The sequence below is a fragment of the Pseudomonas sp. N-137 genome (genome assembly GCF_034555295.1).
GTDB classification, from domain to species: Bacteria; Pseudomonadota; Gammaproteobacteria; order Pseudomonadales; family Pseudomonadaceae; genus Aquipseudomonas; species Aquipseudomonas rhizophila.
Genome location: NZ_JAXUDQ010000004.1, coordinates 256,687 through 269,566, shown reverse-complemented (window position 1 = coordinate 269,566; position 12,880 = coordinate 256,687). Strand labels below are relative to the sequence as shown.

14 protein-coding genes are annotated in these 12,880 nt (G+C 59.4%); 7 read left to right on the top strand and 7 right to left on the bottom strand.

Translation table 11 applies throughout. The features are described from left to right. Positions 1-6 precede the first annotated feature (6 nt). From scpB to rluB, 3 genes are all read left to right on the top strand, one after another. A complete protein-coding gene (scpB, locus tag T3A99_RS01655; RefSeq protein WP_076383724.1) occupies positions 7-966 on the top strand; it encodes an SMC-Scp complex subunit ScpB in 960 nt (319 codons plus the stop codon). 135 nt (positions 967-1,101) lie between these two features. After that, positions 1,102-1,293, top strand: a complete 192-nt coding sequence (locus T3A99_RS01650; protein WP_047226978.1) for a DUF1289 domain-containing protein — start codon at positions 1,102-1,104, stop codon at positions 1,291-1,293. A 142-nt stretch (positions 1,294-1,435) separates the two neighbouring features. Then, entirely contained in the window at positions 1,436-2,671 is a 1,236-nt protein-coding gene (rluB, locus tag T3A99_RS01645) for a 23S rRNA pseudouridine(2605) synthase RluB (protein WP_047226977.1), read from the top strand. Positions 2,672-2,890: 219 nt separating this feature from the next. Here the strand turns inward: rluB and T3A99_RS01640 are convergent, their stop codons facing one another. Together T3A99_RS01640 and T3A99_RS01635 are read right to left on the bottom strand one after the other, a co-directional pair. Beyond that, positions 2,891-3,856 (bottom strand): leucyl aminopeptidase, encoded by a 966-nt coding sequence (locus tag T3A99_RS01640; protein WP_076383726.1) that lies wholly within the window; start codon positions 3,854-3,856, stop codon positions 2,891-2,893. Between the two features lie 90 nt (positions 3,857-3,946). Next, on the bottom strand, positions 3,947-4,084 hold the full coding sequence (locus T3A99_RS01635; protein WP_003178782.1) for a hypothetical protein: 138 nt from the start codon (positions 4,082-4,084) through the stop codon (positions 3,947-3,949). A gap of 647 nt (positions 4,085-4,731) precedes the next feature. Between T3A99_RS01635 and T3A99_RS01630 the strand changes: the two genes are divergently transcribed. Then, positions 4,732-6,153 carry an amino acid permease gene (locus tag T3A99_RS01630; RefSeq protein ID WP_047226975.1) on the top strand — a complete coding sequence of 474 codons (1,422 nt, stop codon included), beginning with the start codon at positions 4,732-4,734 and terminating at the stop codon, positions 6,151-6,153. Between the two features lie 222 nt (positions 6,154-6,375). After that, positions 6,376-6,789: an alternative ribosome rescue aminoacyl-tRNA hydrolase ArfB gene (gene arfB / locus T3A99_RS01625; RefSeq protein WP_047226974.1), complete on the top strand. Its 414-nt coding sequence runs from the start codon at positions 6,376-6,378 to the stop codon at positions 6,787-6,789. Here the strand turns inward: arfB and T3A99_RS01620 are convergent. The 3 genes from T3A99_RS01620 to T3A99_RS01610 all read right to left on the bottom strand — a co-directional run bounded on the left by T3A99_RS01620 (position 6,786) and on the right by T3A99_RS01610 (position 8,495). Continuing rightward, a complete protein-coding gene (locus T3A99_RS01620) occupies positions 6,786-7,985 on the bottom strand; it encodes an MFS transporter (RefSeq protein WP_047226973.1) in 1,200 nt (399 codons plus the stop codon). The genes arfB and T3A99_RS01620 overlap by 4 nt on opposite strands. Positions 7,986-8,068: 83 nt before the next feature. Then, entirely contained in the window at positions 8,069-8,314 is a 246-nt protein-coding gene (locus tag T3A99_RS01615; protein WP_076383727.1) for a hypothetical protein, read from the bottom strand. A 37-nt stretch (positions 8,315-8,351) separates the two neighbouring features. Further along, complete coding sequence (locus T3A99_RS01610) at positions 8,352-8,495, bottom strand: hypothetical protein (protein WP_172833788.1); 144 nt, start codon at positions 8,493-8,495, stop codon at positions 8,352-8,354. Between the two features lie 315 nt (positions 8,496-8,810). Here T3A99_RS01610 and T3A99_RS01605 point away from each other — a divergent pair, with 315 nt between their 5' ends. Continuing rightward, entirely contained in the window at positions 8,811-10,436 is a 1,626-nt protein-coding gene (locus T3A99_RS01605) for a methyl-accepting chemotaxis protein (protein WP_173406640.1), read from the top strand. A 78-nt stretch (positions 10,437-10,514) separates the two neighbouring features. Here the strand turns inward: T3A99_RS01605 and T3A99_RS01600 are convergent, their stop codons facing one another. Both T3A99_RS01600 and T3A99_RS01595 read right to left on the bottom strand, forming a co-directional pair. Further along, entirely contained in the window at positions 10,515-10,820 is a 306-nt protein-coding gene (locus tag T3A99_RS01600; RefSeq protein WP_274089920.1) for a PepSY domain-containing protein, read from the bottom strand. Positions 10,821-10,901: 81 nt separating this feature from the next. Further along, positions 10,902-12,029, bottom strand: coding sequence for a glycerophosphodiester phosphodiesterase (locus T3A99_RS01595; protein ID WP_274089919.1), 1,128 nt, complete (start codon positions 12,027-12,029; stop codon positions 10,902-10,904). Positions 12,030-12,273: 244 nt separating this feature from the next. Between T3A99_RS01595 and T3A99_RS01590 the strand changes: the two genes are divergently transcribed. Continuing rightward, a complete protein-coding gene (locus tag T3A99_RS01590) occupies positions 12,274-12,600 on the top strand; it encodes a DUF2025 family protein (protein ID WP_076383729.1) in 327 nt (108 codons plus the stop codon). Positions 12,601-12,880 lie beyond the last annotated feature (280 nt).

The window sequence follows — 12,880 nt, the reverse complement described above, 5'->3', positions numbered from 1 at the left end:
AAATCAATGAATCTGACTGAACCCCGCGAGCTGGCGCCGTTGCTTGAAGCTTTCCTGTTGGCCTCGGGAAAACCGCAATCGATGGAGCGCTTGTTCGAACTCTTCGAAGAAGGCGAGCGGCCCGAGCCGGCCGTGTTCAAGAAAGCCCTGGCGCTCCTGGGTAAGTCCTGCGAGGGGCGGGCGTTCGAACTCAAGGAAGTGGCTTCCGGCTACCGCCTGCAGATCCGCGAGAAATTTTCGCCCTGGGTCGGGCGTTTGTGGGAAGAGCGGCCTCAGCGCTATTCCCGTGCCATGCTCGAAACCATGGCATTGATCGCTTATCGCCAACCGATCACCCGAGGTGAAATCGAAGATGTGCGGGGCGTGGCGGTCAACAGCCACATCGTCAAGACGCTGCTTGAGCGCGAGTGGATCCGGGTCGTCGGCTATCGCGACGTGCCGGGTAAACCGGCGATGTTTGCCACCACCAAGGCCTTTCTCGATCACTTCAACCTCAAGAACCTCGACGACCTGCCGCCGCTGGCCGAACTGCGGGAGCTGGAACCCGAGCCGATGCTGGAATTCGACGACGCCCCGGTGCCCCAAAGCTTGCAAGAGCTGGCCGACGCCAGCGCCGAGCCGGAGGAACCCAAGGAAGAAACCAGTTTCCATTCGTTGTTGCTGGAACTGGACACCATGGAGGAGGGGCTCAAGACCGATTTCGACGATCTGCTGCGTGAGGGGCCGGGGTCTGAAGGCGAAATGGATGAACCCGCGCAACCGGGCAGCGAAGTTGAACTTCAGGTCGAACCTGACCCCGAACCAGAAGAAGACATTCTTGGCGTAGCCGCGGCCCGGGAAAAACTGCTGGCCGCCGTGGCCGCGCTCGAACCACGCGAACCCGAGCCTGAGCTCAGCGATGAAGAAGCCGAAGCCCGCGCCCTGGCCGAAGCGATTGAAAACGAACGACGCCAGTTCGACGATTGATCACGGCTGACACAGCGCCGCCCCATTGTGGGAGCGAGCCTGCTCGCGATGGCGGTCTGTCAGCCAACATCATTTTTGAAGGTGAAATCGCTATCGCGAGCAGGCTCGCTCCCACATTAAGTCATGCGGTGCACCATGAGTTCCACCAAAGACCCCTGCATCAGCCTCTGCAAGTTCGACGACGACATCTGCATCGGCTGTGGCCGCAGCAAGCGCGAGATCAAGGCCTGGAAGAAACTCGACAAGGATGACAAGCGCACGGTGTTGGCCGAAGCGGCCTTGCGCCTGATCAAACTGGGCGCCACCGGTCGGCGGAAAAAGCGCTGAAGGTTCGTCGATCAGCTAGTCTCTGATGCGCAAATGCCTTAACGAGCGTATGATTCGCGACCCTTTGGCGATCCCTTCGTCATAGACCCGTTTTCAAAGTGTCAGGCCACGCCTGACCCGACCACACCGGGAGGTGCCCAGAATGAAAGACCAAGACCAGAACGACAGCCAGGAAATCGGCCCAGCAGGCGAGAAACTGCAAAAAGTCCTCGCCCGTATCGGCGTCGGCTCGCGCCGCGACGTGGAAACCTGGATCACCCAGGGCCGGATCAAGGTCAACGGCAAAGATGCCACCTTGGGCCTGCGTGTCGACATGCATGACGCCATCACCATCGATGGCAAGGTGATCAAGCGCGAAGAGGCCGCCGAAACGGTGCGCCGCGTGATCATGTACAACAAACCCGACGGCGAGATCTGCACCCGTGACGACCCGGAAGGCCGTCCGACCGTGTTCGACAAAATGCCGCGTCCGAAAGAAGGCCGCTGGATCAACATCGGTCGCCTGGACATCAACACCACCGGTTTGCTGATGTTCACCACCGACGGTGAGCTGGCCAACCGCTTGATGCACCCGTCCTACGAGATGGACCGCGAATACGCCGTGCGTGTACGTGGTGAAGTCGACGACGAAATGATCGAGCGCCTGAAGGCCGGCGTTGTGCTGGAAGATGGCCCGGCGCGTTTCACCGACATCAAGCAGGCTCCGGGCGGCGAAGGCTTCAACCATTGGTACCACTGCGTGGTGATGGAAGGCCGCAACCGTGAAGTACGGCGCCTGTGGGAATCCCAGGGGCTGGTGGTCAGCCGCCTCAAGCGCGTGCGTTTCGGTCCGGTGTTCCTCAACTCCGACCTGCCGATGGGCCGCTGGCGCGAAATGAGCCAGTACGAGGTCGACATCCTGGCCGCCGAAGTCGGCCTCAAGCCGGTAGCGATGCCGCAGATGACCGCCAAGAGCAAGGACAAGCTGGAGCGCATGCAGCGTAAATCCTCGCGTCCGATGGGCAAGACCGAGCGCGTGCGTACGCTGCGTCCTGCCGCTGATGGCCCGGCCGCAGGTCCGCGTCCGTCCCGCGAGCCGCAGATCGAAGGCGAACGCCCGGCCCGCAAGCCTGCGCCACGTCAGGACGGCGAACGCGGCCCGCGCACGCCACGTCCGGCCAACGGTCGTACCGAGCGCGGCGAAGGTCGCGGTGCTCCGGCCGGTCGTGGTACGCCGGTGGCGGATCGCCCGGCCGACACCAAGCGTCCGGCCAAACCCGCAGCGAAAAAGCGCCCGGGCATCGTCCTGGTCGACCGCGACACGCCATCGGGCAAACGTCGCGGTGCCCCAGCGGGTTCGGGGCAGCGTCCGGGGTTTGGGCGTCGTAAGCCGGAGTGAGGCAGTTGTGAGGTTCTAGCTGCAAGAAAAAACGCCAACCCCTTGTGGTTGGCGTTTTTTTGGCTTGGTTTTAGTGATGCGGTACAGATAGTCCGCCATCGCGAGCAAGCTCGCTCCCACACTGGGACGGTGTCGGTCGCAGATCTTCCATTCGCTGAAGCTCAACCGTGGGAGCGAGCTTGCTCGCGATGGCGGCATCAGCCTTACAGAAATCCCAACCTAAAGCACAAACCGCCCATCAAACATCGGCTCGTTATCCAACGCCAACACACCGCTCTCGAAAATCAGATCCAGATGATGGCTGCCCTTGGCCCCGCCACCCAGCCCCAGGTGCAGGCCGCAATGGCGCTCCTCGAAACCGGCATTGCGGGCATAGAGGCTCTTGACCCCTTCGTTGGTGCCGATGCCCAGTTCCTCGATACGCCGGTTGGACGGGTTGGCGTCCAGGTATTTATTGAAGTCGTGTTCCAGGCCCGGCACATCGCTGGCGATTTTCTGAATGGTGGAGTCTTCGATCCACAACTCCAGCGGCGATTGCAGTACGCCGTATTTGCGGGCGAACGGGATGGTGCTCAGGAAAGTGCCGACGAACTTCACCTGACCGTTAATGGTGTCGCTGTGGGTAGCGATTTCGCCGGGTGCCAGGTCGTAGTTGCCAACACCGTTGATGTCGGTCCATTTCTTGACGCTGTTGAGGGCCGTATCGAAATACGAACCGTGGTCATCCTGAAAACTCAACGTCGTTGCTTGGGACATGCGCCGGATCAGGTGACTGTTGAGCCCGGCGATGCGCTGAGGAATCACGCTGAAGGTGTCGTAGAAATAATCGCCGTAGTCCTTGAACAGCAGCGATTTCTTCCAGTTGTCCGCCATCACGCCTTGCAACGCGCGAACAAAGTCCGGGCCGTCGGGGCGTGGGTTGGGCAGGGTGGAAGAGTCGTAGAAGAAAATGTACAGATCGCTGTCGGCAATCGCCTTGGACAGTCGCTCCGTGGGTTCAAGGTCCAGGCGCATGGTGCTGAACCGGAAGGGTGAACCGCTGCCAGCCTGTTCGGCAATAGCCCCGGTCAGTGCTTCGTAGTCGGCGGTATGGCCGAGCAACACCTTGGCTGGCTGGATGCCGGCCAGGGCGGGATGATGTTCAAGGTAGTAAAGGAAATGTGAGATGGCTCGTTGTGTGTCCATGCTTATTCTTCCCTGACAGTGGTGTTTGGCTTCCCTGAAATCTGCAAAGTGGCGGAGCCGACCGGCCGGATCGCCTCCGCCGGGCGATGCTTACAGAGGCCACATCGCCGTGCCGAACGGAACAACGGCGTCGGCTTGCATCATTTCAACTGCGGCTTCGTGGGTCGGTGCTTCAAACCATTCGTCCAGTTGCAGTTCGGTTTCCAAGTCTTTGTCCAGTGCTTGCATAGTGAATCTCCTAGATGACTTTTACGGAAAATTGCGAAGTCGATTCCGCGATGGAGAACTGACCGGAAGCGGCTGCGCAAAACCTGCCGGCACGACGCCTTGGCAAGTCGCTGAAAACCTAGTCGAGGGTTTTTTGGAATGCAAAAAAATAATTTATTTTTTTCGTTTGAACTTTTTATTCCATTTTTACCGAAGAAATTAGTTATTCAAAAACAGTTGGCTGTGTAGTTTTTTGCTTAGGTAGCTAGCTACCGTCAATTTGCAGTCAGCTTACAGAAAATTCCCACACGGAAAGTTTGCGTTACGGTTTGTAAAGAAATGCTGACGATTTTTGCCTATCAAATCGGTCTATACCGGCGTTTGGCTGCGCTGTAAGAAAAAACTGCCGAGAAGGTCGGTTTGACGGGGTTTCCGACACTTTGCAGCGCTTGTTTCAAACCGGCGGGACGGGTCAGATGCGCGGCAGACCTGAAGTACGGGGTGCGCGGGTGTCTGGTCGCAGTGGGGCAGCGGTGTACAATGCGCCGCGTTTTACTGTGACCCTTCGCGTACCCACGCATTTTCAAGGTTATCCGCCTTGTTCACTCCGCCACGCCACGAGCGTGTCGGGTTCGATTTCGTCACAGATAAAAACAAATAGGTGACGCATGACCGTTGTAGAAAATACGCATTCAGGCGAGCTGAAACGCGGCCTGAAAAATCGACACATTCAACTGATCGCCCTCGGCGGCGCGATCGGTACAGGCCTGTTCCTCGGCTCGGCGGGGGTGCTGAAGTCAGCCGGCCCGTCGATGATCCTCGGTTACGCCATTTGCGGCTTCATTGCCTTCATGATCATGCGCCAGTTGGGCGAGATGATTGTCGAGGAGCCAGTGGCCGGCTCCTTCAGTCACTTTGCCCACAAGTATTGGGGCGGTTTTGCCGGCTTCCTGTCGGGCTGGAACTGCTGGATTCTCTACATCCTGGTGGGCATGTCGGAACTGACCGCGGTCGGCAAGTACATTCACTACTGGGCGCCGGACATCCCGACCTGGGCTTCGGCGGCAGCGTTTTTCGTCCTGATCAACGTCATCAACCTGGCCAACGTCAAAGTCTTTGGCGAGGCCGAGTTCTGGTTCGCGATCATCAAGGTCGTGGCAATTGTCGGCATGATTGCCCTGGGCAGCTATCTGCTGGTCAGCGGTCACGGTGGCCCACAAGCTTCGGTGACTAACCTGTGGGCCCATGGTGGATTCTTCCCCAACGGCGTGAGCGGTCTGGTGATGGCGATGGCGATCATCATGTTCTCCTTCGGTGGCCTGGAAATGCTTGGCTTCACCGCTGCCGAGGCGGACAAACCGAAAACCGTGATCCCCAAGGCCATCAACCAGGTGATCTACCGGATCCTGATTTTCTACATCGGTGCCCTGGTGGTGCTGTTGTCCCTGACCCCATGGGACAGCCTGCTGAACACACTCAATGCCTCCGGCGATGCCTACAGCGGCAGCCCGTTCGTGCAGGTGTTCTCGATGCTGGGTAGCAATACGGCGGCGCACATCCTCAACTTCGTAGTGCTGACCGCCGCGCTGTCGGTGTACAACAGCGGCACCTACTGCAACAGCCGCATGCTGCTGGGCATGGCCGAACAGGGCGATGCGCCCAAGGCCCTGGCCAAGATCGACAAGCGTGGCGTGCCGGTGCGTTCGATCCTGGCTTCTGCTGCGGTCACGCTGGTGGCGGTGCTGCTTAACTACCTGATCCCGCAGCATGCGCTGGAGTTGTTGATGTCGCTGGTGGTCGCGACCCTGGTGATCAACTGGGCGATGATCAGCTATTCGCACTTCAAGTTCCGCCAGCACATGAACCAGACCCGCCAGACACCGCTGTTCAAGGCGCTGTGGTATCCGTACGGCAACTACGTTTGCCTGGCGTTCGTGGTGTTCATTCTTGGGGTAATGCTGCTGATTCCCGGCATCCAGATATCGGTCTACGCGATTCCGGTGTGGGTGGTGTTCATGTGGGTGTGCTACCTGATCAAGAACAAGCGCAGTGCCCGGCAGGACATGGCTGTGGCCGCTGCCGCCAAGTAAGCGTCCTTGAAATACAACAAACCCGGCACTTGGCCGGGTTTGTTGTATTCAGACTCATGCTGATCCCTGTGGGAGCGAGCCTGCTCGCGATGGCGCCAGCACATTCAGCATTGATGCAAGCTGACCCACCGCTATCGCGAGCAGGCTCGCTCCCACAAGGGTTGGTCGCTGTCTTGGGGATTCGCGGTATTCTGTGGGTCCTGATACCGGACCTCTTTTTCCATGCTGGCAATTTCCAACACTGTGCACATCCCGGACGCCGAGATCGAGCTGACGGCCATCCGTGCCCAAGGCGCCGGCGGGCAGAACGTCAACAAGGTGTCCAGCGCCGTGCACTTGCGTTTCGACATTGCGGCCTCGTCCTTGCCCGATTTCTACAAGGAGCGGTTGTTGGCGCTGCGCGACAGTCGCATCACCAGCGACGGCGTGTTGATCATCAAGGCCCAGCAATACCGCACCCAGGAACAGAACCGGGCCGATGCCCTGGAACGCCTGACCGAGCTGATCCTCAACGCCACCAAGGTCGAAAAGAAGCGCCGTCCGACCAAACCGACCCTGGGCTCGAAGAAACGTCGCCTGGAATCCAAGACCAAGCGCGGTTCGATCAAAGCCGGGCGCGGCAAGGTGGATTTCTAGTTTTTCTCCCGCTCCTGGCGATACTTCGGCGCCTGGCGGTACAGGTAGAGACTCAGCAACAACCCGCCCAAGGCCGCCAGCGCGGCGAACAAAAAGATCGAAGCAAAACCGAAACCTGCGGCAATCGCACCGGCCAACGGCCCGGTAATCCCCAGGGACAAGTCAATGAACAACGAATAGGCGCCCACCGCCGCGCCACGGCTGGAGGCGGGTACCAGGTTGACCGCTTCCACCCCCAGCGCCGGGAACACCAGGGAAAAACCGAAGCCGCTCAATGCCGCGCCGGCCAAGGCCCAGTGCGCATCCGGCGCCAGCCACAGCAACAACAACCCCAGGGTTTCCACCGACAGGCAGGCAATCGCCACCCGGAAGCCGCCCAGGCGGTTGATCAAATTACCGAACAGCAAGCGCGCGCCGATGAAGCTGGCGCCGAACAGGCTCAGGCACAGCACTGCGTTGTCCCACTGCTGCGTGGCGTAATACAGGGTGATGAACGTGGCGATGGTGCCAAAACCGATGGAGCCCAGGGCCAGGCCGCAGCCATGGGGCAGGACGCGTCCGAGAACATGCATGAAAGGCAGCCGTTCGCCAGTGACAATGGGCGCCGCCGTTTTCGGCCAGGCCAGCGCCAGCCCCAGCAACGCCAGCAAAATAATGCTGACGCCCATGCTCCACAGCCCCAGGGATTTCACCAGCCACACCCCCAACGGCGCGCCAATCGCCAGCGCGCCGTAGCTGGCGATACCGTTCCAGGAAATCACCTTGGCGGTATTCGCCGCGCCGACCCGGCCGATGCCCCAGCCAATCGATCCCGAGCCTACCAGGCTTTCGGCGCTGCCCAGCACCAGGCGGCCGATCAGCAGGCTGATCAGGCTCAGCGTCGGTAGGTTTGACGTCCAGGCAGACGCCAGCATGAACACACCGCTCAGCCCGCAACCGGCGAGGCCGAACATGACCGCGCGCTTGCTCCCCAGGTTGTCGATGATCCGTCCGGCATAAGGACGACTGAGGAGGGTGGCCAGGTACTGGACGCTGATTACCAACCCGGCGATCACCGCGCCAAAACCCAGTTCGCCGTGGACGAACCCGGGCAACACGGCGAGGGGAATGCCGATATTCAGGTAGCCAATGAAAGTGAACAGAACGATGGAAACGACTTGCAGCGTGACCGCCAAGGGGCGCTGGGTATCTGGCATGGGTAAAGAGTCCACGGAGCAGCAGGATAGATAGGCTGCTTATGATAGCGGTGCCTGCGACCGTGAAGCGTGGAAAAGTAAAACTATTTGCCGGATGGCGCTGGGGTGTCGTCTTGTCCGGCCACCAGGTGTGTGGTGACCAATGCAGCGAGGGCGTTTTCTTCAGTGCCAAATCGTGCCAGCAGGGCGGCTTGTTTCTCTGGGGAAAGGCGCGTCCAGATATCGACCATCTTTTCGGCGGTGCCGATCAGGACGCTGGCTTGGGCTTCGCTGAAGGTAGGGTCATCGGTCATGGGGGGCTCAGGATTCAGGCAGTGTGGAAAGCGCATCTTAGCGCTTTCCACACGGTCTGGTCGTGCGGGTGAATCAGTCTTCGCTGTCGGCCTGGCGGCGTTCAGTGGCTTCTTTGGGCTCGGGTTGCTGGGCGTCTGGTTGCCCCCCGGCTTGTAGCGTGGTCGTCTGCTCAGTTTCGTGCAGGCTAGGGAAGGGGAGATTAGGAATCTCGTGCATATCGCGCTCCTCGCAAAGTCTGTTGGTAGATCTGGTAGATCCGCGCTTTTACAAAGCTTGGGCAGGATACAGCAGAAGAAATGACAAAAAGACTTTTAAGTTCCGTTGCGGCGACAAAAGGGCTTGTCTGGACAGGACATGTCCAATCATCAAACGCCTGCTACCGGTCGTCGCGAAGGCTCAAGAATGCGCACGGCGGGTCGATGGCTTGTACATATCCCGCATTCGGTTGCGACACTGCAAACCACGAACATGGAGGTCGGGACGTGTCGTCCGTGAGCTTGGCTCTTTCTTCTTTTCAAGAGATTTCCCTCCATGTTTCTACAAAAATCCCTGAGAGCGCAGATTCTCGCCTTGCTCAGTGGCAGCCTGCTGGCGATGTTGCTGATTGCCCTGGCGTCTTTCCATTTCCTCTCCAACGGCGTCCAGAACTATCGCAACCTGATCGATGGCCCGTTGCGTGCGTCGCAGTTGATCGATGAGGCCAACCTGCAATTCAAGGTGCAGGTCCAGGAATGGAAAAACGTTCTGCTGCGCGGCAAGCAGCCGGCAGACCTGGCTAAATACTGGAAGCAGTTCGAAGATCGCCAGCATGATGTCCAGGGTATTCTTGGCCAGTTGATCGCCCTTGAAGGGGTTGCGACACCCATCAAGACTCGGATCGAGGGTCTGCGAGACGAACACCGTCAATTGGGTGCGGCCTACCAGAAGGGCCGTGATGCGTTTGTGACGGCGGGCGGCGATGCGGCGGCGGGTGATGCGGCGGTCAAAGGTGTGGACCGCGCGGCCAGCGAGCAAATGAGTGCGCTGGTGGTGGAGTTGCGCAAACTTGCCAGCGAACAATCGGCGCAGATCAGTGCCGGTGCCGATCGCACGATTATGCTGGGCACCGTGATCATGCTGGTTTCCGGCCTGCTGATCGGGCTGTTCAGCCTGTGGCTGGTCAATCGCAACCTGGTGCAGCCGATCCGCAACCTGATCGAATACGTGACCCAACTGAGTCGCGGCCGTTTCGCCGAGCGGGTAGTCAGCAACCGGCAGGACGAATTGGGTGACCTGGCGCTGGCCGCCAATACCCTGCGCGACTTTCTCGCCGAAACCTTCTCGCGTCTGCAGCGCAGTGCCACGGAACTGGACAGTGCCAGCGGCGAGCTTAATGCCATCGCCAGCCTGATGAGCCAAGGCACCAGCGAGCAATTCGAACGCACCGACCAGGTGGCGACGGCGATGAACGAAATGTCCGCCACCGCCCAGGAAGTCGCTCGCCATGCCGCCGACGCGGCACAGGCCGCCGATGACGCCGATCACTCGGCGCAGCAGGGCGAGAAGGTCATGCAAGGGACCATTCACACCATCACCCGCATGCGCGGTGAAATCGCCAACACGGCCACGGTCATCCGCCAGTTGGAAACCGATAGCGGGCGCATTGGCAAGGTGCTGGAAGTCATCCGCGGTATCGCCGAGCAGACCAATCTGTTGGCCCTCAACGCTGCCATCGAAGCGGCCCGGGCTGGCGAGGCTGGACGCGGTTTCGCGGTGGTTGCCGATGAGGTGCGCAGTCTGGCCCAGCGCACCGCCTCGTCCATCATCGAGATCAACCAGATTATCCAGACCGTGCAAACCGGTGCGGTGGATGCAGCCCAGGCCATCGAGAGCGGTCAGTCGCGCAGTGAAGAAAGTGTGGAGCAGGTGACTCAGGCCGGTGTGATGCTCGAACGCATTACCCAGGCCGTGGAAGCGATTCGCGACATGAACCGTCAGATCGCCACTGCCGCAGAAGAGCAGACCTCGGTGGCTGAAGACATCTCGCGTAACCTGACCGAAATCACCTGCATCGCCAGCACTAACCTGGACAATGTGCAGCGCACCGAAGCCGCGAGTCGGAACCTGCACGGTTTGTCGGGGCAGTTGAATGAAGTGACGGCGCGGTTGAGTGCCTGACGGTCGTTAGCGGTAGTTGTCGATAGATGCAAAAAAGCCGCGCAACCCTGAGGTTGCGCGGCTCATTTTAGTGACCAATTAACGGTCTTGCTTGTCGCTCAGGACTTTGCCGGTAGTTGCGTCAAAGTCTACATCCCACTCTGTGCCATCGGCCATTCTCAGTTCAACTTCATATTCATAACCGTTGAAGTGGTTATCCAGGTCGGTGTCGGTGATGGTTGCGCCTGGGTGCAACTTCAGGGCTGCTTGGTTCATCTCTTCCAGCGGCTTGATTTTTCCGCTCTTGACCAACTCAGGAATCTGGTCGACTCGAACATCAGCCTGGGCCAGGCCGGCGCTGAGGGTCAGGGCTGCGGCGGTGAACAGGGCAGTCAAAGTTTTCATGTGTTCTTTCCTTGCTGTGATTAAGGGGTGTGTCGTTTAAGTGGCTTCAGATTAACTGTGGCAACTTAATTCACCCTTAATTCAGTAACCGTTGTTCTCCAGCACCTGCGCCACGCTGCCTGTTTCGGGACGCTTCAAGTATTTGAGCAGTTCGCTGGCGCGGTTGGTAAAGATGCCATCCACTCCGGCCTCCAGCACTTTTCTGAAGTCCACCGCTTCATCAACCGTATAAACGTGCACCAACAAACCCTGGTCATGGGTGTATTGGTTCATCCACGGCTGCACCAGATCCGAATAACTCTGGCTGCCGCCTTGAGTCAACGCGGCGGACGGCCCGGTGCCGATAGCGCCTTGTGCCTTGGCGAATTGAACCCATTGTTCAAACTCGGCGTTGTCCTTGGGCTGCTGTTTGGCGTAATAGGCCGCCTTGTCCGTTTCGCCGGACTCGGCAAACGTCACCTTCGACTTGGCCTCGATGTAGCCATCGCCCACCCACAACAGCAGGACTTTTGGCACGTTCGGCATTTCTTTTTGCAGCAGTTCGAGGCTGCTCTTTTCGAAGGTTTGCAACACCACCTTGCCTTTGCCCTGACCTACACCGGTGGCGCGTTTGGCGAGCTTGGAGCCCGACGGGCTCAACCAGCCGCGGTCATGCAGTTTATCCTTCAAGTCGCGCTCAATGCCGGGGAACAGCTTCGGCTCCTTGGTTTCGATGTACAGCCCCGGTTTGTGCAGCGGGTTGCCTTCGGCGATGTTGATGACTTCGTCGAGGGTGAGGATTTTCAGGCCCACGAACGACGGGCGGGCGCGGTCCGGGTAGGCGGTGTTGAACCAACTGCCGGCATCGAGGGTTTTGAGTTCCGCCATGGTGAATTCGTTGGCGGTGCTGTCCTTGCGCTCGGGGAATTTGGTCGCGACATCGGAGGTGCGCAGCAAGCTGTCGTCGTGCAGCACGAACAGTACGCCGTCCTTGCTGCGTTGCAGGTCCAGTTCCAGGTAATCGGCGCCCAGGTCGCGGGCCAGTTTGTAGGCCGCGGCGGTGGTTTCCGGCGCGTCAAACGAGGCGCCGCGGTGGGCGATCACCGCTGGGTGAGGAATGCCCTGAAGGGCCGCGAGGGACTTGGGGGGCGCGGCTTCGCCGGCCTGTGTCTGGCCGAAGCCAAGCAGCAGGCTCAGCATCAGGGCACTACGGGTGAAGGTGACAGGCATGTTCGAGATCCTTTCGTGGGTTTCGCAAAGACCTATCTTTTAACAACTGAACGTTCCTGGCGCTATCGCTATACCGACATAAAAATGCGCAAAGCAGATTTTTCCCACGCTTTTCCAGGTCGCTTTGCAGTACGCTTGGCCGCACCAGTTTCCCCGGCAGAGGGAAACCCGAAGACAGCATCCAATTGCCCTGCGTGTAAACCATCGATCAGACGTCCTGCGGGACGCATCCATGAGGTTTACCATGCGCACCACTTCGACATTCATCTGCCAGGCCGCCGACCAGCTCAAGGGTTTTGTCGGCCTGAACCGCAAAACCGGCCAGTACATCGTGCGCTTCAGCGAAGATGCCTTTGGCATGGACGTGGCCGACGACGGCATCATCCCCACCTGCGAATTTGTCTGGACTCCGGTGGCAGACGGCACCATGGCCCTGAGTCGCCAGCGCATCCAGCTGCTGCTGGACCAGAACATCGACGACCGGATCAACCTCACCGAACCGTTGCGGGTTTACATGGCTCGTAGCGACCTGCCGGAGATTGTTGCAGTGCGTCAGTTGGTGGAAGGCTAAAGCCACGCCGACTATGAATGGGCTGAAAAAAACTGTGGGAGCAAGGCTTGCCCGCGATGGCGGCGGCACATTCAGCACTGATGCAAGCTGACCCAGCGCTATCGCGAGCAGGCTCGCTCCCACAAGGGATTTGCGGTGGACACCGAATCGGTTAGCCCTGAAAAACCACTGTGGGAGCAAGGCTTGCCCGCGATGGCGGCGGCACATTCAACACTGATGCAAGCTGATCTGCCGCAATCGCGAGCAGGCTCGCTCCCACAAGGGATTTGCGGTGAACACC